Below are 18,898 nucleotides of genomic sequence, written 5' to 3'. Positions count from 1 at the left end.
CCTAGCGGGTGAGCGTTGCTACGAGGTCATCGAGGAACGCGGCGTAGTCGACGTCGCTGACGGCCTGCAGTAGCGGCAGGTGCTGCCATCGGTGATGGTTTCGCCGGTCGACGACCGTCATGCCGAGGGTGAGCTCGCCGGCCGTCTCGACGGCGCACCGCACCTGCTCGGTGGTGAACCACTCGGGGTTGGTCAGCACCGCGACGGCCATCGCGTCGATGAGCGCGCAGTAGCTCTGGTAGTTGCGGCCCCGGACGAAGTGGACGGTGTCGACAGCAAAGCGCGCCTCCGGTCGGTCGCTGTCCTGCAGGACGGAGAACCGTCGTTCATCCAGGTTGACCGCGGGGTGCGTGGCGGTGTCGAGGCCGACGGCGGTGAGGTCGAAGCCGGCGGCGAATACCTCGGCGGCCGCGCCTGGGTCGACGTAGACGTTCCACTCGCTGACCGGGTTGTCGCCGGTGGCCTGGGTCCAGGCGTACGGGGTGAAGCCGAAGGAGCCCGCGATCGCGGCGACGCGACGGACCTTGCGGGGCAGCTCAGGGTCGATCCGCAGGGCGAGTGCGAGGTTGGTCAGCGGCCCGAGCGCGGCGATGCTCACCTCGCCGGGGTGGTCGTTGACGACATCGACGATGAGCTGGGCGGCCGCGCGGGGGTCCAGCCGAGCGGTCGGCTCCGGAAGGCCGGTGTTGGCCAGGCCGTCGTCGCCGTGCGAGAACGGGTCGGCCGGGTACTCACGGGACAGTGGCTGGAGCGGGCCCTGCGCGACGGGTATGTCGGTGGCGCCCATGAGCTCGAGGATCTTCCGGGCGTTGACCGACGTCCGGTCGGCAGGGAGGTTGCCCGTGACGGCGGTGAGGGCTAGCACGTCGACGTCACTGCGCTTGAGCGCGGAGATGATGGCGACGGCATCGTCGATGCCGGGGTCGCAGTCGATGAGGAGCTTCATGTCGTGGTCTGTCCTTCACTGATGAGGTCGGCCGCGGTGGGCAGAGAGTCGATGGCGCCGGGACGGCTGACTGTCACGGCACCGACGAGGGTCGCCCGGCTCAGCGCCTCGTCGAGCGGTGTGCCGCGGCCCAGCTCGACGGCCAGCGCCCCGCAGAACGCGTCGCCGGCAGCGGTGGTGTCGACCGCGGTGACGGGTCGCGCGGGCTCGTGCCACCACCGGCCGTCCGGAGTGCGGGCGACGCTGCCCCGCTCGCCCAGAGTGACGACGACTGTTCCGCGGCAGCCGGTGCGCGCGGCTACCTCGGCCGCCTCGGCCGGGTCGCGTGGCACCGGTGCGCCGGCGACCGCGGCCAGCTCGGTCTCGTTGACGACGAGGACGTCGACGACGTCGAGGAGCTCGGCGGGCAGCTGCGTCGGTGGTGCGGCGTTCAGGATGCGGGTGCCCGTGGCGAGCCGGAAGGCGGCTGTGACGGTCGCGAGGGGCACCTCGAGCTGGGCGAGGACGACTCTGGCCGCACCCACCGTCTCGCCCGCCGCGGTCACGTCGGCCGGGGAGAGCGCGGCGTTGCCGCCCGGGCTGACGAGGATGCGGTTCTCTCCCGTGTCCTCGACGAGGACGACGGCGAGGCCGGTCTCCCCCGCGCCGCTGGTGACGGCCCGGCGGTCGACGTGCTCGCGGTCGAGCAGGTCGAGGTACCGGCTTCCGGCGGCGTCTTCGCCGATCCGCGCGACCATGGCGACGGCGGCGCCGAGCCTCGCGGCGGCCACCGCCTGGTTGCCGCCCTTACCGCCCAGCCCCTGCCGGTGGCCGCGGGCGAGGATCGTCTCACCCGCGACCGGCACGGCCGCCGTGGAGACGACGAGGTCGAGGTTGAGACTGCCGACGACGGCGACGTCGACCATCAGCTCCTGCCCTCCTGTGCGGTGACGGTGAAGCCGTCGGCGAGCATGGTCCCGGTCGTGACCAGGAACCCGGCACCACCGCTGCGCAGAGCCCTGGAGGAGTCGTCCTCCGCGACGAGCACCGCTCTCCCGCCGACAGTGCATGACAGCTGCGTGCCGCGGCACGTGAGAGCGAGGTCGAGCGGGGAGTCTTCGGCGTACTCCACGTCGGCGCGTGCGAGGACGTGCTCCTCGTCGTGGTCGCGCCGGACGAGGGTGAGCGTGCGCCACGAGTCGAGCACGGCGGCGTAGTAGTTCCGGTGTCCGCGTGCCCGGGCGACGATCCCGCCCCGCTCGTGCGGGTTGAAGACCAGGGTGGAGCTGACCGTGTAGTCGTCCCAGTCCCGGGTGCCGACTGTCGCGAGTCCTGTGCCCTGCGGGTGCGAGACCGAGTAGGTGTACCGGAAGTCCGGCTCGAAGTTCTTGGCCGAGCTGACCCACTGGCGCAGCGACTCCGGCTCGAGGTCCCAGATCGAGGTGAGCAGGACACCCGACTGGCTGTACCGCTCGGGCGCGCCGGCCCAGTCGACATGCTCGACCACGACGTCACCGTCGAGCCGCCGCGCCGTCCTGACCTGCAGACCGACCCGCAGGACTGGGTTCGGCCCGACGTCGGGGACCGTCCACCCGAGATCACGGCCGGCCGTCCCGAGTGTCACCGGCGGAGAGACCGTCGCGACGAGGTCGCCGTGGGCATCCTCGGCAAGGACGTACAGGCACGCCTCGACGTCGTCGCGCTCATGCTCGAGCCGGACGCGCGCCCGGATGGTCTGCCCCGGGTACAGCGTGGGGCTGGCCAGGGTCGAGAAGTTGTCTCCGTCGCCCGGGCGGGCGAGGAAGGTCGGCGTGGACACTGCCGCGTCGGCCCCCGCGCTGACGCCGCGGACGGTGACCCGCAGGCCGGGTCCAGCGTTGGTCACGCTCACGGCGACGTAGGGAGACGAGGCGTCCTCGCAGCGGCCGAACCCCTGGACGGATCCCGGCAGCGCGAACGAGAACCGCGGCGAACGGGGCGCCGGCGCGTCCCCGTCGAGCACCCGACGGCCCGCGTCGACGGCCAGGGTCTCTCGGAGGGCGTCGGTGAGGCACTCGCCGCCGTCGGCGGTGACGACGAGCAGCTGGTCGGCCACGGGACCGCGCAGGTCCGCCTCCGCGTCGAGGCCGGCGAGGCCGAGGCGGATGCCGTTCAGGGCGCCGACGACGCCTGCGTTGGAGTCCGTGTCCCACCCGGCGGACGCAGCGACGGAGACGGCCCGGTGAAAGCTGTCCTCGCCGAGGAGGAGCGCCGCCAGCACGGCGGCGCTGTTCGTTGGTACCGGGCAGGGCCCGTCGAAGACCGAGTAGCCGTACCGGTGCTCGATGCGGTCCCGCACGGTGCGCCAGTCATCGGTGTCCGCGCACCAGGAGCGCACGTCCTCGACGATGCGAAGCAGGGTCGCGTCTGAGAGCTGGTGCACGGCGGTGTCGACGATGATGTCGAGGTCCCGCTCGGTATACGCGAGCGCCTCCATGCCGGCGACGAACCCCGCGGCCTCGACGGCGACGCCGTCGTGGCTGACGCTCGCCGCCGCCCGGGCTGTGGCGGCTGCCCGCTCGGGGTCTCCGGGGGACATCATCGCGAGGGCGTCGACGAAGATCTGGGCGCCCACCTGCACGGGCAGAGTGCGCCCGTTGCGGGCGAAGGAGCCGCTCTCCGGTGCGGGCACCCCGGCCGCGAGGTTGAGGTAGGCCGTGTGCTCGGTCGAGCGCCCGCGCCCGCCCCACCAGAGGATCGTCTTGTCTTCGATGATGTAGTTGAGCCACGTCTCTCCGACCTGCCGCGCGGTGGGCACGCCCGCTCGGCCGTGGTCGACGACGGCCCGGGCGAAGGCGAAGCTGCCGGAGATGTCGTCGTCTGCCGTGACGACCGGGATCCCGAGCTGGTCGTTGACGTAGTGGCGCAACGTCCCGAACCGCCGTTCGATGTCCTCGACCGGCCAGCCCTCGACTGGCCGGCCGAGATAGACCCCGATGATCTTGCCGAGGACGCCGGCGTAGGTGCGGACGAGGTAGTCCTCGGGAGTGCTCACCCCTTCACCGAGCCGCTGACGAGACCGTCGACGAACCGGCGCTGCGCAGCGAGGAACAGCGCGATGATGGGGACGATCAGCAGCGCGGCACCCGCCATGAGGACGCCCTGGTCGACCGCGAACGTCCCGGTCAGGGACAGGAATCCGAGGGTTGCGGTGTAGCTGGTCGGGTCCTGGAGGAACGTCACCGAGATCAGGTACTCGTTCCACGCCATGAGGCCGACGACGATCCCCACCGTGATCATCCCCGGGCTGACCGCCGGGATGAGCACGTGGCGCAGGACCTGCCACGTGTTGGCCCCGTCCATCGCCGCCGCCTCCGGCAGCTCCGCCGGGATGCGCAGGAAGAACGTGCGCAGGAGCAGGACCGCGAGCGGCATGTTGATGGCCGCGATGACCACACCAACGGCGAAGACGTTGCTGAGGAGGCCGAGCCTTGCGAACGCGGCGTACAGCGGGAAGAGGAAGAGCTGGATGGGGACGGTCATCGCCATCATGAGGTAGATCATCACCGGCCCGGCGATCTTGATCTTTCGGGCTGCGAGGACGTACGCGGCCGGTGCGGCGGTGGCCAGCACCGTGATGATCGTGGTCCCGGTGAGCAGGACGCTGTTGATGAACCCGCGCCCGAAGTTGCCGTACGTCCAGGCTTCGGGGATGTTCGCCCAGTCCACGATCTCGGGTAGGGCAAGCGGGTTGCGGACGACCTCGGGGGCGTCCTTGAGCGCGTTGACGAGGACGAGCGCGATCGGGAAGAGCGCGATGATCGCCAGGACGGCGAGGACGACGTGCCCTGGGGTCGCGCGCAGCGCGCGACGGACGGTTCGGGTACTCATACGTCCATGCCCCTTCTGCTCAGACGGGTGTACAAGACCGCGGCGACAAGGCCGAAGAGACCCATGACGACGCCGACGGCGGCAGCCTTGCCGAACTGGAACGTGGCGAACGCGAGGCTGTACGCGAAGGTGCTGAGCATCTCCGTCGAGTTCGCAGGCCCGCCCTGCGTCATGAGGAAGATGTAGTCGAAGGTCAGGAAGGAGAAGATCGTGATCATGACGAACATCAGCTGCATGGTGGGCTTGATGTTCGGCAGGTACACGTAGCGGAAGACCTGCCAGGAGTTCGCACCCTCGAGCTGTGCCGCCTCGACCTGCTCGACCGGCGTCTGCCGCAGCGCAGCGAGGTAGACGACGAGTAGGAAGCCCCAGTAGTGCCACATGTCGACCGCCGCGACGGCGTAGATGGCCCAGTCGGTGCTTGCGAGGGGTGAGTCGACACCGATCCCCCGCTTGTTGAGGAACCCGATGACGCCCGAGATCGGGCTGTAGATCATGTTCAACCACACCATCGCGTTGGTGATGGCCGCCATGACGTACGGCAGCAGGAATATCACCTGGTACAGCCCCCGCGACCGCGGCCGCCTGAGCAGCAGCATCGCGACCCCGAGCCCGACGACCACCGGGACGGTCACGAAGAGCAGCGTCCAGATGATGTTGTTCGTCACGGCGGTGCGAAAGATCGGGTTCGCGAAGATCTCCACGTAGTTGTCGACGCCGACGAACGCCGGCGTCGTGCTGACGCCGTCCCAGTCGGTCAGCGACGTCACCGCCGTGAAGATGCCCGGCAGGAGGACGATCGTCATCGACAGCAGGATCGCGGGGGCGAGCAGGAGGTAGTGGGCGAGGTGGGCGTTGCGCCGCCGGCGCCGTCGTGGGACGGCGGCGGGCGGGGCCACCGCCACCGGGGCGGCGACCGCGGGCGCCTGAGGAGGCTGTGCCATGGCTGGTCCCTCGTGGTCTGGGTGCACCGGGTGGCGGAGGCTGGCTCCGCCACCCGGTCGCGTGGTCGTCGTCAGGGCGCCGGGATCGGCGGGACGTCGCCCGCCTCGAGCTCCTGGTTGAAGGTCTGCTCGATGCCCTCCATGAAGGAGGCGGCGTCGGTCTGCCCGGTCCACACCGTGTCGATGTCGACGAGGGCCTGCTGGGTCTGCGGCGGGAAGAACGTTGCCGTGAAGTAGCCGAACCGGCCCTCCTCGACGGCGGGCATGATCTCGTTGACCGCCTCGGCGAACGGCACCGACAGTCCCTCGAACTGCGACGGGTCGAGCTCGACGCCGGACAGCGGCACAGCCCAGTAGCCGGGCCACTCGGCGCTCATCTGCTTCATGAACTCCTCGGTCATCATCCGGTCGATGACCGCCGCGGCGGCGTCGGGGTGCTCGCTCTCCGCGTTGATGGAGAAGGACGCCGTGGTGCCCAGGGTGAACAGCGGGGACTCCAGGCCCTCGCCGACCGTCGGGAACTGCATGAACCCGAGGTCCTCTACGTTCCCGGCCTCTTCGTTGAAGAACTCCGCGGCGAACTGGAACCCGAGCGTGGGACCGATGAAGAACGGTGACTGCCCGTCGGCCAGCAGCTGCATCGACTCGAGGAAGTTGAGGTTGGTGTACTGGCCGCCGCCGAGGTAGCCGTTCTGGTACCACTCGGCACTCATCTCTACGGCCTCGACGTAGGGCTCGTCGGTCCAGGACGCCTCGCCGGTGAGAACCTGGTGCATGGCCTCCGGCCCGGCGACCGCGGTGAGGAACATCGAGGAGTAGTTCTCGTTGACCGGCTGCCAGCCCTTGTTCCCGGTCACCGACGGGTACAGGTCCGCCTCCTTGGCGGCGGCGAGGGCCGACTCGAACGACTCCAGGTCGGTGGGCACCTCGACGCCGAGCTCGTCGAGGACGGCCTTGTTGTAGAACACGCCGACCGTGTTGATCGAGTTCGCGAGCGCGTACAGGCTGCCGTCGACGGTGCCCGACTCGTAGATCGGCGGGAGGATGCGCTCCTCCCAGCCGTACTGCTCGGAGTACTCGTCGAGGTTCACCAGCTTGTCGCTCTGCGCGTACGGGGCGACGAACGAGGGGCCGGAGCCGTAGACGATGTCCGGGCCCTCGCCGGCCGAGAGTGCGGTCTGGATGTTGCTGTCGACCCGCTCGTTGAAGGTGACCTTGAGCGTGTACTCCTCCTGGGACTCGTTGTAGGCCTCGACGAGGTTCTTCTCGAGCGCGGCTCGCTGGTTCGGGGTCGCGCCCCAGAACCACATCTCGATGTTCTCGCGCCCGCCTGCCGCCGCGTCATCGCCGTTGCCCGAGCTTCCGCCGCAGGCGGCGAGCAGGGCGGCAGCAGCGCCGACGGCGGCGATCCTGGCGAGCGTGCGTCGTGTGGTCATCTGTCGTACTCCTCGTTGAGTGGTGCCCGGCCGGGGCCGTGGCGGTGGAGGGGGATGACCGGGCAGCAGGGGACGTGCCCGGACGATGGTGAGGACCCGTCAGGCGACGGGGACCTGGATGTGGCGGGCGGACATGTCCACCTGACCACCGCGGAAGAACGGGCGGCCCCAGCCGGAGGCGAGGGACGCCGAGTAGTCGGCCCCCACGACGCCACCGAGGACCTGCCGGGACCACCCGGTGAGCCTGGTGAGGTCCGCGAGGCGGAGCTGGACGACGTGCTGGCCGTTGGTGGCGAGTGCGTCGCCGAGCGCGGTGGCCCGGGGCGAGTCGGCCTCACCGGCGAGCACGAGAGTGAGGTGCTGCTGCGGCCCGAGGAAGTAGTCGACGTGCCCGGTCTCCTCGACGCCTGTCGTGCGGACGGCCAGCCCGGTCGCCTCGATGAGCTTGAGCATCCAGAACTCGCCGGCGCCGTGTGCGTCGGCCATGGTTGCGACCGTGATGCCGTGCGGCTGTGGGCCGCTGGCGTCGGCCAGCCGGCCCACCTCCTCGTGCGCGAGGGACCAGTCGGCGGCAACCTGCGCGAGGTCGATGTACTCACCCACGAGGGCTGCGACGGCGGCGGAGTGGACGGCATAGCCGACCGCCGGGATCTCCTCGGTGAGGTCGAACGCCGGGACGGTGACGACCTCGTCGGCGAGGTCGGCGAGCGGCGAGGCGGGGTTCGTCGTCACGGCGATCACCGGGAGTCCGGCGTCCTTGGCCACCTGGGCGGCCCGGATGGTCGCGCCGGTCTTGCCCGACCAGGACAGCGGGACGACGACGTCGACGCCCTTCGGTGCGCCGCCGCCCCAGGCGACGTCACCGGCGGAGAGGACACGGTGGCCGAGCTGCTCGGCGGGGCGCGCTGCGGCGAGTGAGTCACCGCACCCGAGGAAGGCAGCGCGGCGGCCGCCGAGCTGGGTCACCTCGGGGACAGCAAGACGGGACAGAACGTCCGCCTGCAGATGCTGGGTCATGTCAGTCCTCCTCAAGGACGTGGACGGCGGCGAGCTCGGCGTCGGTGACCGCCGGGCCGGTGGCGAGTGTCTCCGGGCCGTGCCCGGAAAGGGTGCGGGCGACGACGGCCGTGGCGACGACCGTCGCGTTGACGAGCGAGCGGGGGTCGTCAGGGGTCGTCAGTGCGGCGGCGAGGGCACCGGCGTGGGAGTCCCCGGCGCCGGTGGTGTCGACGAGGTCGACCGGCGCAGGCAGGACGTGCCAGGTACCACCGGACGCGGGCAGGACCAGGGCACCCTCGGCGTCGAGCCGGGCGACGACGGACCGTCCCGTGACGCGCCGGAGCTCGTGCGCGGCCTGGCGGGCGTCAGGGTGCAGCTGGGTGAGCTGGACCCGGCTCGGGACGAATACGTCTGTCGTGGCGGCGAGGTCAGTGAGGTAGTCCCAGCCGTGGGCGGCGATGGCGCGCTGGTCGGGGTCGACGACGACGACGGCGGGCCGTGCGGTGCCGTCGAGGCCGGCGCCCGGCGCGCTGCGCAGCAGGACGTCGGTGTCCGTGCTCGTGGTCCCGGGCCGCCGGTCGATCGACTCGTCGTCCCGTTCGTCGAGCTCGTGGCTCGGTGGGGTGGTCGACAGGACCCGGCGTCCCTCCGGGGCATCGAGGATCCACAGCCGCGGGACGGAACCGTCGGTGCACGTGGCCAGGTCGACACCAGCCCCGGTGAGGAGCTCGCGGATGTCAGGCTCCCCCACCGGCAGAGTCGTACGCAGCCGCACCGCGGTGGAGGTGCCGGCGCGGGCGTCGGCGACCGCGGCACCCCGCGCGGCGCCGAGCGCAGCGTAGACCCCGGGGCCACCGGGCTGGTCGTACGCCGGTGGGCGTCCGACGGTGACGAGGTGGTCGCGGCTGATGCCGCCCTGGATCTCGACTGTTCTCATGCGATGCCTCCGCGGTGGGAGGGCAGCCACATCGCTGCACCGGCGGCGTCACGCTCGGCGTCCATGCGGTGCAGCTGCGCCATGCCGGCGAGAGCCACGTCGATGGCGGCGATGTGTCCGGCACCCGCGGCGAACGTCTCGCCGGTGGTGATGTTGTCGGCCACGGAGCACACGGATCCGCCACGCAGCCCGTACAGGGCCGCGAGGGTGACGATCGCGGCGGACTCCCGGTCACCGTTGAGCACGCCCGCCCGGGACCAGGTGTCAACGACGTCGAGCTGGCCGGCCGGGAGAAAGCCCCGGGCACCCGGTCGGCCGCCACCGACGAAGTCGGAGTCCGTCGAGCGGGTCAGGCCGACGTGGTAAGGGACGCCGAGGTCCGCCGCGGCCTGCGTGAGGGCGAGGACGACCTCGGGCGCGGAGGCGGCTGGGTAGGTCGCGGGGACGTACGCGGCGGTCAGCCCTTCGTCCCGCACGACACCGGTCGCGACAACGACGTCGCCGGGCCGGACCGAGGGGTGCATCCCGCCGGACCCGCCGACCCGCACGTATGTGTCGGCTTCCGTGTGCTCGAAGAGCTCCATGAGGGCGAGCTCGATCTCAGGCCCGCCGGAGCCGCCGCTGAGGACGGAGATCGACGCCCCCTCATACGTGCCCGAGTAGGTCGTGAACATGCCCGACCGGCCGACGAGCTGGGCGTCGTCGAGCCGGGCCGCGACCTGGGCGGCCGGGTCGTCGTCGTACGCGCACAGCGGGTCGCGCACGAGCAGGAGGACGTACCGACCGACGCGCGACGGCTCGACCTGCGTGAGGGCGGGCCGGCCATCGATCTTCAACCCGTCCGCGGGGACGTTCCGCCCGTAGGCGTAGCGCGCGAGGACGTCGGTGTTGTCGTGGGGCACGCCGGCCCGGCGTGGTGCGTTCACGGTTCTCCTCCTCTCGGCTCGGGGGTGTCAGGCGGCGGGGTCGGGGGTGACCTTGACGAAGAACTGACGCTTGCGGGGCCCGTCGAACTCGAGGAAGAAGACCTTCTGCGAGTGACCGACCAGGACCTCTCCCTCGGTGATGATGAGGGTGAGGGTGGGGCCGACCATCGTGGACTTCACGTGCCCGGCGGCGTCCTGCGGGGTGTCGTGCTCGTGCTTGAACGTGATGCGCGCAGGGATGAGCCGCTCGAACTCGTCCATGACGTCCTCGAGGCCGAGCGGGTCGTGGTAGGAGATGATCCCCAGCGCTGCCGTCGTGTGCGGGGCGACGATCGTCACGAGCCCCTCGGTCACGGCACTGGCAGCTACGGCTTCGTCGATCTGGGGCTGGATGTCGTACGCGTGGTTGCCCTCGGTCTGGAGCGGGAACCGGGTGGGGGTGGCCATGTGTGGTCCTTCGTCAGGTGGTGCGGGAACAGACAACGAGGAGGGGTCAGACAACGAGCGCGGACTCACGGGTGGTCGCGCCGTCGACGCAGTCAGCCCACTGCCCCACGGCCCCGCGTCCGGGTTCCTCGCCCGTGGCGTCCATGAGGTGGGCGGCAAGCTGACCGAGCACGGCGGCCTGGATCACGGGGGCGAACTCCTCCCGTACCTGCGGGACGGGCACGGTAACCGGCGCGCCCGGGACGTCACCGACTGCGAGCCACGGTCGGCGCAGGTTGTTGAGCAGCGGCGCGACCTCGGCGGCGCGGCTGGCGGCTGCGGAACCGGTCGGCGAGATGACGACGGTGCCGATCTGCTCGGCCGCCCGCTCGAAGTAGTTGAGGTGCACGAACTCCTCGAGCTCGATGTGAGACGACTGCTTGCCGGTTGCCTCGAGGATCTTGGCGCTGCCGAACGCCGCGCTGGCTAGTGAGGGTCCGGCCCCGAGGAGCTCGACACCCTGCAGCCCGGCCCAGCGGGTGGCCACCTCCCGGAGCGTGGCATCGGCGCCGGCGATGACCTGCTCGACGACGTCCCCGAGGGCGGCGAGCTCGCCGCGCATGGCTTGTGCCTCGTCCATCGTCATCCGGGCGCGGACCTCGGCAAACCGGATCGCGAAGAGGTTGAGCGCGAGAACGGCCATGGAGTAGCTGCGCATGCCGGGCGAGGACGGGAACGCAGGAGCGGCGACGTCAACGGTGACGTCCGAGGTCTGCGCGAGCCGCGAGTCCTGGTTGCCGGTGAGACCGACGACGTACCCGCCGACCTTCTTGGCACGCTGTGCGGCCTCGACGACGCGGGCGACCTCTCCGGAGTTCGAGGTCGCGATGACCAACGGGGTGTGGGGGTACTCGTTGTCGTAGGCGTCGAGCAGGTAGCGAGAGGTGGTGAGGGAGCTTGCCGCGATGGTCGGCACACCGACCAACGTTCGGAAGGTCTGCTCGGAGGCGCTGCCGGCAATCGCAGAGTCGCCGGAGCCGGTGAGCACGATGTGCCGGACCGCGTGCTGCACTCGGGTCGGGACCACCTTCCGGAGCTCGTCCTCGAGACGCCATGTCTCGGTCCGGATGAGCTCGGGCAGGCTCGTCACCTGGTTGTGAAGGGCGTTGGGGGTGGTCACAGCGAGGGTCCGTTCTGTAGCTGGGGCGTTGTCACGTCGATCGAGGCAGCGATGCGCCTGTGCTCCTCACGCAAGGCGGCGTCCACCGGAGGTGGGCCGTACTGGCGGATCGTCAGGGCGGAGGCCCCCATGGCGTCACGCAGGGCAGCCTCGGCATCGCGCCCTGCAACTGCCCAGGAGGCGACGAAGGCACCGCTGAAGGCGTTGCCGGCGCCGGTCGGGTCGACGACGGGTCCTGCCGGCGGGCGGGCAGAGACCGTCTCGCCGTCGTGGACGACGAGGGCGCCCTCCGCGCCGAGCCGGAGCGCGACGGTCGGCACGATGTCGGCGAGCTCTGCAAGGCACCGTTCGAGGTCGTCCGTACCGCACAGGCCTCGCGCCTCTGTCCGGTTGAGCGACAGGATGTCCACGCCGGCGGCCTGCGCGCGGACGGCAGGCAACTGCTCCGGGGTACAGACACCGGCGTGCAGCTCCCACAGCACCGCGCATCCGGTTCGGCGCCGAAGTTCCGCGATGTCGGTGAACAAGTCTGGGCTGATCTCGTCGAAGACGTAGAGCGCGATCGGGTCCGCGCTCTCGGGAAGCATCCAGACCGCCGGGTCGAGCCGACGGAAGTGATCGAGCCCGAACTCCGGCGTCTCCTCCCGCTCGCCGTCGGTGAAGTACTGGATTCGAGTGCGCGGCGTGTGCGGGTCAAGGGCGGCGAGCGCGGCCGAGTCGATACCGGCCAGGGCGAGGTCGGCACGGGCCGGGAAGTCCTCGCCGACACCGGAAGCGAGCAGCACCTGGGGCGCGACGAGCGCCTGGCCGTAGGCCGCATAGGCTCCAGCGCCACCCACGACGGGTGGCAACGCCGTGCCGTCGGCGAGCCGGATCTCGTCCAGCACGACGTGCCCGAGGGCGACCGTTGTCCCTGCCATCTTCCTCACCTCCTCGACGAGATGTATGCATCTTGATACCTCTGACGTACGCTTGTCAATACCTCTGAGACATCCGTCTCCCGGCAGACCATGCTGGCTGGCACAGTTGTGCCACCGGCCACGACGAAATCGGAGCAGCGCGATGGCAGTGACAGGCACGGATCGACGGTCTCCCGTCGCCCGGTGGGGGCAGATCGCTCGCGAGCTCCGACGACGGATCGAGCAGCGTGATCTCTCGCCGGGACAGCAGCTGCCGAGCGAGAACGATCTCGCGGAGTCGTTCGGCGTGAGCCGGATCACCGTCCGTCAGGCGCTCGCGTCGCTGGCGGCGGACGGATACGTCCACCGTCGGCACGGGGCCGGCACGTTCGTCTCGGACTCCTTCAAGGTCGTCCAGCACGACCTGGCGATCGCCCAGCCATGGCGCGAGCGCCTGGGCGGGCAGGCGGCACGGTCGGAGGAGCTGCCCTCAGAACGCCGGCACGAGCCACCGGCGACACTCCTCACCGACCTCGGCGTGGACCCTGAGAACGTGGGGTCTCGACACTTCGTGCGTCTCCAGATCGTCGACGGCGCACCGATCGGCCTGGCGGAGTCGTGGCTCGCCCCGCAGGTGGCGCGAGGTATCGAGGACCGTCCGCTCATCGAGGGGTCGCTGTCACGGACGCTCGAGCTCGACCATGGCGTCCGGCCCGACGTGGTGGACAGCTACCTGCACGCCGAGACCGCCTCTGCGGAGCTCGCCGAGGTGCTCCGGTGCCACCCCGACTCACCGCTCATCGTCGTCGGGGAGGTCGCCCGCGACGCCGACGGGAGTGTGATCAGCTGTTCACGCACCAGGTGGCTGGGAAGCCGGGTCCGCTTCCACCAGGTGCACAGGCAGGACGAAGCCGGGCGCTGACAGCCCGGACAGTCCGGCAGGAACACTCGTCGGCACTGCCCGAGCGGCCCGGGACTCTGCCGCTCACGCTCTCCGGGACGCCTCGACCGGTACCAGCTCCGCCAGGTACTGGTGGACGGCTCCCACTGCGACCGAGCCCTCGCCGACCGCGCCGGCGACGCGTTTGACCGAGCCGTGCCGCACGTCGCCGGCGGCGAACACCCCGGGCAGGCTGGTCTCGAACGGCCACGCGGGCCTGGGCTGCTGCCGGCTCGACGGCGGCAGGTCGCGGTCCGTCATGACGAAGCCGCCCTCGTCGAGGGCCACGACGTCGCGGAGCCAGTCCGTGTGCGGCTCGGCGCCGATGAGCACGAAGAGCGCGGCGGCCTCCACCTCCTCGTGCCGCCCTGTCCGTAGGTCCTCGACGGTCAGCCCCTCAAGTCGGGTCTCGCCGCGGGCATCGCTCACCCGGGTGCGGGTCCGCACGTCGATGTTGGCTGTCGCCTCGATCTGCCGGATCAGATAGGCGGACATGCTGGTCGCCAGTGACTCGCCCCGGACGAGGATCGTGACCCGGGCGGCGGAGCCGGCCAGGTGCACCGCCGCCTGCCCGGCCGAGTTCGCCCCGCCGACGACGAAGACGTGCCGGCCGGCGACCGCGGGTGCCTCCACCCCGGCGGCGCCGTAGTAGACGCCCGCACCGAGCAGCCGCTCGAGAGCCGGGATCTCCAGCCGCCGGTAGGTCACGCCGGTGGCGACGATCACCGCCCCTGCGGTCACCTCGCCGCCGTCGGCCAGCCGCACCACGCGCTGATCCCCGCGCACCGCCACACCGGTCGCCGGATGGCTGAACACGAACTCGGCACCGAAGAGGATCGCCTGCTCCCACGCCCGGTGGGCGAGCGCCCCGCCACCGATCCCCCGGGTGAAGCCGAGGTAGTTGCGGATCATCGAGCTGGTGCCGGCCTGGCCGCCGATCGCCTGGGGCTCGACGACGACCGTGCGCAGCCCCTCCGAGGCGCCGTACACCGCGGCGGCCAGCCCGGCCGGTCCGGCGCCGAGGATCGCGAGGTCGTAGGTCTTCGCCTCGGGGCGGGTGCTGATCCCGTGCGTGACGGCGAGGTCGCCGAGGCTCGGGTCCACCAGCACCGACCCGTTCTGGTGGACCGCCGCGGGCAGCTGCGCGGCGTCCAGGCCGTGCCGGTCGATCAGCTCCCTTCCCTCGGGGGAGTCTGCCGCGACGAAGTCGAACGGGACGCTGTTGCGGCTGAGGAGGTCCAGCAGACGGTGCGTGCGCGGCGTCCACCGGTCGCCGACGACCCGGTAGATCACGTAGTGCGGCCGGTGCGCCTTGGTCCAGCCGCTCAGCCACTCCTGCACCTGCGGGTAGAACCACTCCTCCGGGTCGACCCAGCCCTTCGCGACCTGGAAGTCGATCAGGCCGAGCGCCGTGGCGCGCTGCAGGGTCTCCAGCTCGCCGAACGGGATGCGGGTGTGGTGCTGGTCCATGGCGAACAGCAGCACCCGGCCGGCGCCGCGGTGCAGCGCGTGGGCCTGCTGGAGGAGCTCGACGCCGCCACCGGGCAGGTGCAGGTCGGCCGCGACGAGCGCGACGTCCGCCCCCTCGGTGGCGAGTGCCTCGAGCAGGTGCAGCCCCGCCGCGGCGGATGCCGCCCCGACGACCCGGTAGTCGGGCGAGAACCGGCGCTCGAGCGCCTCCTCGCTGCTGCGCCGGGCCGCGTCGTCGGCGTCGACGACCACCAGCACGGGCAGCGCAGAAGGTTCGGGGTGGTGGTGCGTGGTCATGGTCCACCTCTTGCGGGTCGACGGCGGTCCTGCGGCGATTGTGCGCGCCGCACCTGGATCACGAGGGGTGTTCGGGTACGGGAACCCCGGACTCGACCGGGGCGGGCACCCCGAGCCCGTGCAATAGCAGCAGTTCTCACGGTCCCGGCAGGGTCGCAGCCGGTGCGGGGACGGACCACGAGGCCCGTCCCCGCACCCGGAACCTTCTACTGCGCGGCGACGGCGCTCAGCACGTCCATCCGGGACGCCCGGCGGGCCGGGAGCATCCCGGCGAGCAGACCGGCCGCCGTCGCGAACGCTACGACCAGCAGCAGCCGCCCGACCGGCCAGATCACCGGCACCGGCTCCGCACCGGACAGCGCCCGTACGGTGGCGGCGCCGAGGCCCGCGCCGAGCGCGACGCCGACGAGCACGGCCAGCGCCGCCACCAGGACGGCCTCCCAGCGGACCATCCAGCGCACCTGCCTGCGGCTCATCCCGATCGCCCGCAGCAGGCCGATCTCCCGGGTCCGCTCCACGATCGACAGGGCCAGCGTGTTCGTGATGCCCAGCAGGGCGATCACGACCGCGAGCAGCAGGAGCACCGTGACCATCCCGAGGATCTGGTCCACCGCGCCGGACCGGGCCGCGACGGCGGCAGCCAGGTCCTGCACCTCGGCGGTCGGGAAGGCGGCGAGCGCCTCGGCCACCGCCTCCTCCCCCGCCGCCGCGTCCACGCCGTCGGCGAGGCGCACCAGGAGCGAGGCGTCGACGTCCTCGGTGAAGTGCTCGGCGTAGGTGTCCATCGAGATGAGGTAGCCGGTGGCGAGCGCCTGGGCGTCGCCGTCGTCGACGAGCCCCACGACCTGGAGGTCCGTCTCGCCGGTGCGGGCGAAGGTCATGGTCAGCGTGTCGCCCACCTCGAGACCGCGCTCGGCGGCCTTCTGAGCGCCGAGGACGATCCCGCCGTCGGCGAGGTCGGCGAGCGAGCCGGCCACCATGTCCACCTCCGCGACCTCGCCGAGGGTGGCGGGGTCGATCGCGGTCAGGGCGCTGGTGGCGCCGGCGTCGCGCCAGTGGCCGTACCGCATCCGGGAGACGACGCCGACCTCGGGGACGTCCTCGACGGCGTGGTGGACGTCGTGGGAGAGCCCGCCGAGCATCTCGGACCGGGCGCTCTCGATGACGAGGTCGGCCGTGACGACCTCCTGGTAGGTCTCGGCCGTCGTCGCCTTCACCGACTGGCCGAGGACCGTCATGAAGGTGATGAGCGTCAGCCCGATCGCCAGCGCGGTCGTGGTGGCGGCGGTGCGGCGCGGGGCCCGCGCGGCGGACTCCCGGGCCAGTCGCCCGGTCATGCCAGCCGCGTCGAGGGGGCGGCCGACCAGCCGTGCGAGCCGCGGGGCGAGGACCGGTCCGAGGAGCGTCAGCGCCACCAGTGCGGCCACGGCTCCGACGGCCACGACGGTGATGTCCGCGCCCAGCAACGTCGACCCGACCGCGGCGACGGCGACCACGGCCGCGACCCAGCCGAGCACCGTCCGCCGTCGCGACGGCGGAACCACGCCGCTCTCGCGCATCGCCTCGACGGGCGCGACGCGGGCGGCCTTGCGCGCGGGCCCGACCGCCGAGAGCACCGTGACGACCACACCGATGCCCACCGAGACCAGCAGCGTGCGCGGCGTGACGACGAGGCCGCCGTCGGGCAGCGCGATGCCGAAGCCCCGCGCCATGCCCCGCAGCCCGTACCCGGCCAGGACGCCGAGCCCGGTGCCGAGGACGGCGCCGACGACGCCGACGACGAGGGCCTCGCCGAGGACCGAGCGGCGCAGCTGCCGGGCGGTGGCGCCGGCGGCGCGCAGCAGGGCCAGCTCGCGGGAGCGCTGGGAGATGACGATCGCGAAGGTGTTGGCGATGAGGAACCCGCCGACGAGCAGCGCGGCCCCGGCCATCGCCAGCAGCATCACGCGGATCATCGACACCTTCGACGCGGCGGCGGCCGCGCCGGCGGCCACGGTGTCCTGGGCGGTGGCGACGTCGTACCCGGTGCCGAGCTCCGCCCCGACGGCGGTCTGCAGCGCGGTGGGCGTGACGCCGTCGGCCGCGACCACCTCGACCTGGGTGACCTGGTCGCCGAGGTCGAGGAGCCGCTGCGCGGTGGGCAGCGGGACGAGCGCCATGGTGGTGTCGGCGAGCCCGTCCTCGGCGCCGAACCCGGCGAGCCCGACCACCTCGAGGGTCTCGGCGGCGTCGGCCCGGACGGTGATCTCGTCCCCGACGGCGATCCCGTAGGTCTCGGCGGTGGCGACGTCGAGGACCACCTCGCCGTCCGCCGTCGGCTCGTGGCCGGTGCGGATCTCGAAGGCGCCGAACGGGGCCGGCGACCAGGAGGACAGGAGGGACGACCCGGCCGGGACTAGGGGCTCGCCGTCGAGCTCGAGGAGGCCCTGCCCGGCGGCGGAGGCGGCGACCGCGTCCACCCCGTCGACGGCGAGCACGCGGTCGACGACGCCGGCGGGCAGCGGGTCACGCTCGACCTCGACGCCCATGGCGGAGTCGAAGGCGGCGGCGTCGCGGACGGTGAGGTCGACGCCGGCGGTGGCGGTGCGGAACTGGTCCTCGAACAGCTTCTGGGAGGTGTCGGTGAGCACCAGGCTGCCGGCGACGAAGGTGACGCCGAGGACGACGGCGAGCAGGGTGAGGGCGAAGCGGGAGCGGTGGGTGGCGATGTGCCGCAGGGTGAGGTGCAGCATCAGGCGTCCTTGGTGGTGTCGAGGCCGGCCATCGCGGTGAGGATGGAGGCGGTGGTGGGGTCGGTGAGCTCGCCGGCGTCACGGCCGTCGGCGAGGAAGACGACGCGGTCGGCGTGGGCGGCGGCCACGGGGTCGTGGGTGACCATGACGATCGTCTGACCGAGGTCCGTGGCGGCGGAGCGCAGGAAGCCGAGGACGGCCTCGCCGGCGCGGGAGTCGAGGTTGCCGGTGGGCTCGTCGGCGAAGACGATGTCCGGCCGGGCCACCAGCGCCCGGGCGACGGCGACGCGCTGCTGCTGGCCGCCGGAGAGCTCGGTGGGTCGGTGGGTGAGCCGGTCTGCCAGGCCCACCATCTCGACGAGCTCGGCCAGCCAGAGGGGGTCGGCCTTGTCGCCCGCGAGAGTGAGCGGCAGGACGATGTTCTCCGCCGCCGTCAGGGACGGCACGAGGTTGAAAGCCTGGAAGACGAACCCGATGCGCCGGCGCCGCAGGTGGGTGCGGGCCTCCTCGTCGAGGTCGGTGAGGTCGGTGTCCCCCAGGAGCACGCGGCCGGCGTCGACGGTGTCGAGACCGGCGAGGGCGTGCATGAGGGTGGACTTGCCGGAGCCCGAGGGGCCCATGACGGCGGTGAAGGTGCCGGCGGGGATGGTGACGGTCGCGCCGTCGAGGGCGTGGACGGCGGTCTCGCCCCGGCCGTAGGTCTTCACGACGTCCTGCGCCTGGGCGGCGACGGCGGCGTGGAGCCTGGTGGTGGAGGTCGTCAGGGTGGTGGTCATCGGTCCTGTCCTTCCGGGACGTAGGTGGTGGCGGTGCGGTGGCGTCTCGGCGCGGTGCGCCGGGCGCGGGCGGTCTGCGCCTCGTGGATGAGGTCGCGGGTGCGGATCTCGTGCAGGTCGAGCCAGGTGTGCATGGCGGTG

The 18,898-nt window shown here is 71.8% G+C and carries 17 protein-coding genes; 1 reads left to right on the top strand and 16 read right to left on the bottom strand.

Translation table 11 applies throughout. The features are described 5' to 3' along the window. Window position 1: 1 nt before the first annotated feature. From GD748_RS15215 to GD748_RS15160, 12 genes are all read right to left on the bottom strand, one after another. Complete coding sequence (locus GD748_RS15215) at window positions 2–946, bottom strand: nucleoside hydrolase (protein ID WP_152196065.1); 945 nt, start codon at window positions 944–946, stop codon at window positions 2–4. Next, window positions 943–1,851, bottom strand: coding sequence for a ribokinase (locus GD748_RS15210; RefSeq protein ID WP_152196064.1), 909 nt, complete (start codon window positions 1,849–1,851; stop codon window positions 943–945). Before GD748_RS15210 ends, GD748_RS15215 begins: the two co-directional genes overlap by 4 nt. Continuing rightward, window positions 1,851–3,959: an ADP-ribosylglycohydrolase family protein gene (locus GD748_RS15205; RefSeq protein WP_152196063.1), complete on the bottom strand. Its 2,109-nt coding sequence runs from the start codon at window positions 3,957–3,959 to the stop codon at window positions 1,851–1,853. The genes GD748_RS15210 and GD748_RS15205 overlap by 1 nt, the downstream gene beginning before the upstream one ends. Next, the gene (locus tag GD748_RS15200; RefSeq protein ID WP_152196062.1) at window positions 3,956–4,795 is read right to left on the bottom strand and encodes a carbohydrate ABC transporter permease; all 840 of its coding nucleotides are present in this window, start codon (window positions 4,793–4,795) and stop codon (window positions 3,956–3,958) included. Before GD748_RS15200 ends, GD748_RS15205 begins: the two co-directional genes overlap by 4 nt. Further along, entirely contained in the window at window positions 4,792–5,739 is a 948-nt protein-coding gene (locus GD748_RS15195; protein WP_152196061.1) for a carbohydrate ABC transporter permease, read from the bottom strand. The genes GD748_RS15200 and GD748_RS15195 overlap by 4 nt, the downstream gene beginning before the upstream one ends. 71 nt (window positions 5,740–5,810) lie before the next feature. Continuing rightward, window positions 5,811–7,175 (bottom strand): ABC transporter substrate-binding protein, encoded by a 1,365-nt coding sequence (locus GD748_RS15190; protein WP_152196060.1) that lies wholly within the window; start codon window positions 7,173–7,175, stop codon window positions 5,811–5,813. A gap of 99 nt (window positions 7,176–7,274) precedes the next feature. Further along, window positions 7,275–8,192 (bottom strand): SIS domain-containing protein, encoded by a 918-nt coding sequence (locus GD748_RS15185; protein WP_152196059.1) that lies wholly within the window; start codon window positions 8,190–8,192, stop codon window positions 7,275–7,277. Window position 8,193: 1 nt separating this feature from the next. Next, a complete protein-coding gene (locus GD748_RS15180) occupies window positions 8,194–9,111 on the bottom strand; it encodes a carbohydrate kinase family protein (protein WP_152196058.1) in 918 nt (305 codons plus the stop codon). Further along, on the bottom strand, window positions 9,108–10,037 hold the full coding sequence (locus tag GD748_RS15175; RefSeq protein WP_226921416.1) for a nucleoside phosphorylase: 930 nt from the start codon (window positions 10,035–10,037) through the stop codon (window positions 9,108–9,110). The genes GD748_RS15180 and GD748_RS15175 overlap by 4 nt, the downstream gene beginning before the upstream one ends. Before the next feature lie 27 nt (window positions 10,038–10,064). Continuing rightward, window positions 10,065–10,484, bottom strand: coding sequence for a secondary thiamine-phosphate synthase enzyme YjbQ (locus GD748_RS15170; protein WP_152196057.1), 420 nt, complete (start codon window positions 10,482–10,484; stop codon window positions 10,065–10,067). Window positions 10,485–10,530: 46 nt separating this feature from the next. Beyond that, window positions 10,531–11,643 carry an SIS domain-containing protein gene (locus tag GD748_RS15165; RefSeq protein ID WP_152196056.1) on the bottom strand — a complete coding sequence of 371 codons (1,113 nt, stop codon included), beginning with the start codon at window positions 11,641–11,643 and terminating at the stop codon, window positions 10,531–10,533. Beyond that, the gene (locus tag GD748_RS15160; protein ID WP_152196055.1) at window positions 11,640–12,563 is read right to left on the bottom strand and encodes a carbohydrate kinase family protein; all 924 of its coding nucleotides are present in this window, start codon (window positions 12,561–12,563) and stop codon (window positions 11,640–11,642) included. Before GD748_RS15160 ends, GD748_RS15165 begins: the two co-directional genes overlap by 4 nt. A gap of 142 nt (window positions 12,564–12,705) precedes the next feature. Between GD748_RS15160 and GD748_RS15155 the strand changes: the two genes are divergently transcribed. Then, window positions 12,706–13,464, top strand: coding sequence for a GntR family transcriptional regulator (locus GD748_RS15155; RefSeq protein ID WP_193312971.1), 759 nt, complete (start codon window positions 12,706–12,708; stop codon window positions 13,462–13,464). 63 nt (window positions 13,465–13,527) lie between these two features. Here the strand turns inward: GD748_RS15155 and GD748_RS15150 are convergent, their stop codons facing one another. The 4 genes from GD748_RS15150 to GD748_RS19610 form a co-directional block, all read right to left on the bottom strand. Further along, window positions 13,528–15,249: an FAD-dependent oxidoreductase gene (locus tag GD748_RS15150; RefSeq protein ID WP_152196053.1), complete on the bottom strand. Its 1,722-nt coding sequence runs from the start codon at window positions 15,247–15,249 to the stop codon at window positions 13,528–13,530. Window positions 15,250–15,455: 206 nt separating this feature from the next. Beyond that, the gene (locus GD748_RS15145; protein ID WP_152196052.1) at window positions 15,456–17,981 is read right to left on the bottom strand and encodes an FtsX-like permease family protein; all 2,526 of its coding nucleotides are present in this window, start codon (window positions 17,979–17,981) and stop codon (window positions 15,456–15,458) included. Further along, complete coding sequence (locus tag GD748_RS15140) at window positions 17,981–18,757, bottom strand: ABC transporter ATP-binding protein (RefSeq protein ID WP_152196051.1); 777 nt, start codon at window positions 18,755–18,757, stop codon at window positions 17,981–17,983. The genes GD748_RS15145 and GD748_RS15140 overlap by 1 nt, the downstream gene beginning before the upstream one ends. Then, window positions 18,754–18,891 carry a hypothetical protein gene (locus GD748_RS19610; protein ID WP_193312970.1) on the bottom strand — a complete coding sequence of 46 codons (138 nt, stop codon included), beginning with the start codon at window positions 18,889–18,891 and terminating at the stop codon, window positions 18,754–18,756. Before GD748_RS19610 ends, GD748_RS15140 begins: the two co-directional genes overlap by 4 nt. Window positions 18,892–18,898: the final 7 nt, after the last annotated feature.

Origin of the sequence: Georgenia subflava (genome assembly GCF_009193155.1) — a bacterium.
Taxonomy (GTDB): Bacteria; Actinomycetota; Actinomycetes; order Actinomycetales; family Actinomycetaceae; genus Georgenia; species Georgenia subflava.
This window is presented reverse-complemented; position numbering and strand designations above follow the sequence as displayed.

Excerpts from the sequence above, each read along its gene's own strand:
- GD748_RS19610 (WP_193312970.1), bottom strand. The coding sequence starts at position 18,891 with ATGCACACCTGGCTCGACCTGCACGAGATCCGCACCCGCGACCTCATC.
- GD748_RS15200 (WP_152196062.1), bottom strand. The coding sequence starts at position 4,795 with ATGAGTACCCGAACCGTCCGTCGCGCGCTGCGCGCGACCCCAGGGCAC.
- GD748_RS15155 (WP_193312971.1), top strand. The coding sequence starts at position 12,706 with ATGGCAGTGACAGGCACGGATCGACGGTCTCCCGTCGCCCGGTGGGGG.
- GD748_RS15215 (WP_152196065.1), bottom strand. The coding sequence starts at position 946 with ATGAAGCTCCTCATCGACTGCGACCCCGGCATCGACGATGCCGTCGCC.
- GD748_RS15140 (WP_152196051.1), bottom strand. The coding sequence starts at position 18,757 with ATGACCACCACCCTGACGACCTCCACCACCAGGCTCCACGCCGCCGTC.
- GD748_RS15185 (WP_152196059.1), bottom strand. The coding sequence starts at position 8,192 with ATGACCCAGCATCTGCAGGCGGACGTTCTGTCCCGTCTTGCTGTCCCC.
- GD748_RS15145 (WP_152196052.1), bottom strand. The coding sequence starts at position 17,981 with ATGCTGCACCTCACCCTGCGGCACATCGCCACCCACCGCTCCCGCTTC.
- GD748_RS15190 (WP_152196060.1), bottom strand. The coding sequence starts at position 7,175 with ATGACCACACGACGCACGCTCGCCAGGATCGCCGCCGTCGGCGCTGCT.
- GD748_RS15150 (WP_152196053.1), bottom strand. The coding sequence starts at position 15,249 with ATGACCACGCACCACCACCCCGAACCTTCTGCGCTGCCCGTGCTGGTG.
- GD748_RS15170 (WP_152196057.1), bottom strand. The coding sequence starts at position 10,484 with ATGGCCACCCCCACCCGGTTCCCGCTCCAGACCGAGGGCAACCACGCG.
- GD748_RS15210 (WP_152196064.1), bottom strand. The coding sequence starts at position 1,851 with ATGGTCGACGTCGCCGTCGTCGGCAGTCTCAACCTCGACCTCGTCGTC.
- GD748_RS15195 (WP_152196061.1), bottom strand. The coding sequence starts at position 5,739 with ATGGCACAGCCTCCTCAGGCGCCCGCGGTCGCCGCCCCGGTGGCGGTG.
- GD748_RS15180 (WP_152196058.1), bottom strand. The coding sequence starts at position 9,111 with ATGAGAACAGTCGAGATCCAGGGCGGCATCAGCCGCGACCACCTCGTC.
- GD748_RS15160 (WP_152196055.1), bottom strand. The coding sequence starts at position 12,563 with ATGGCAGGGACAACGGTCGCCCTCGGGCACGTCGTGCTGGACGAGATC.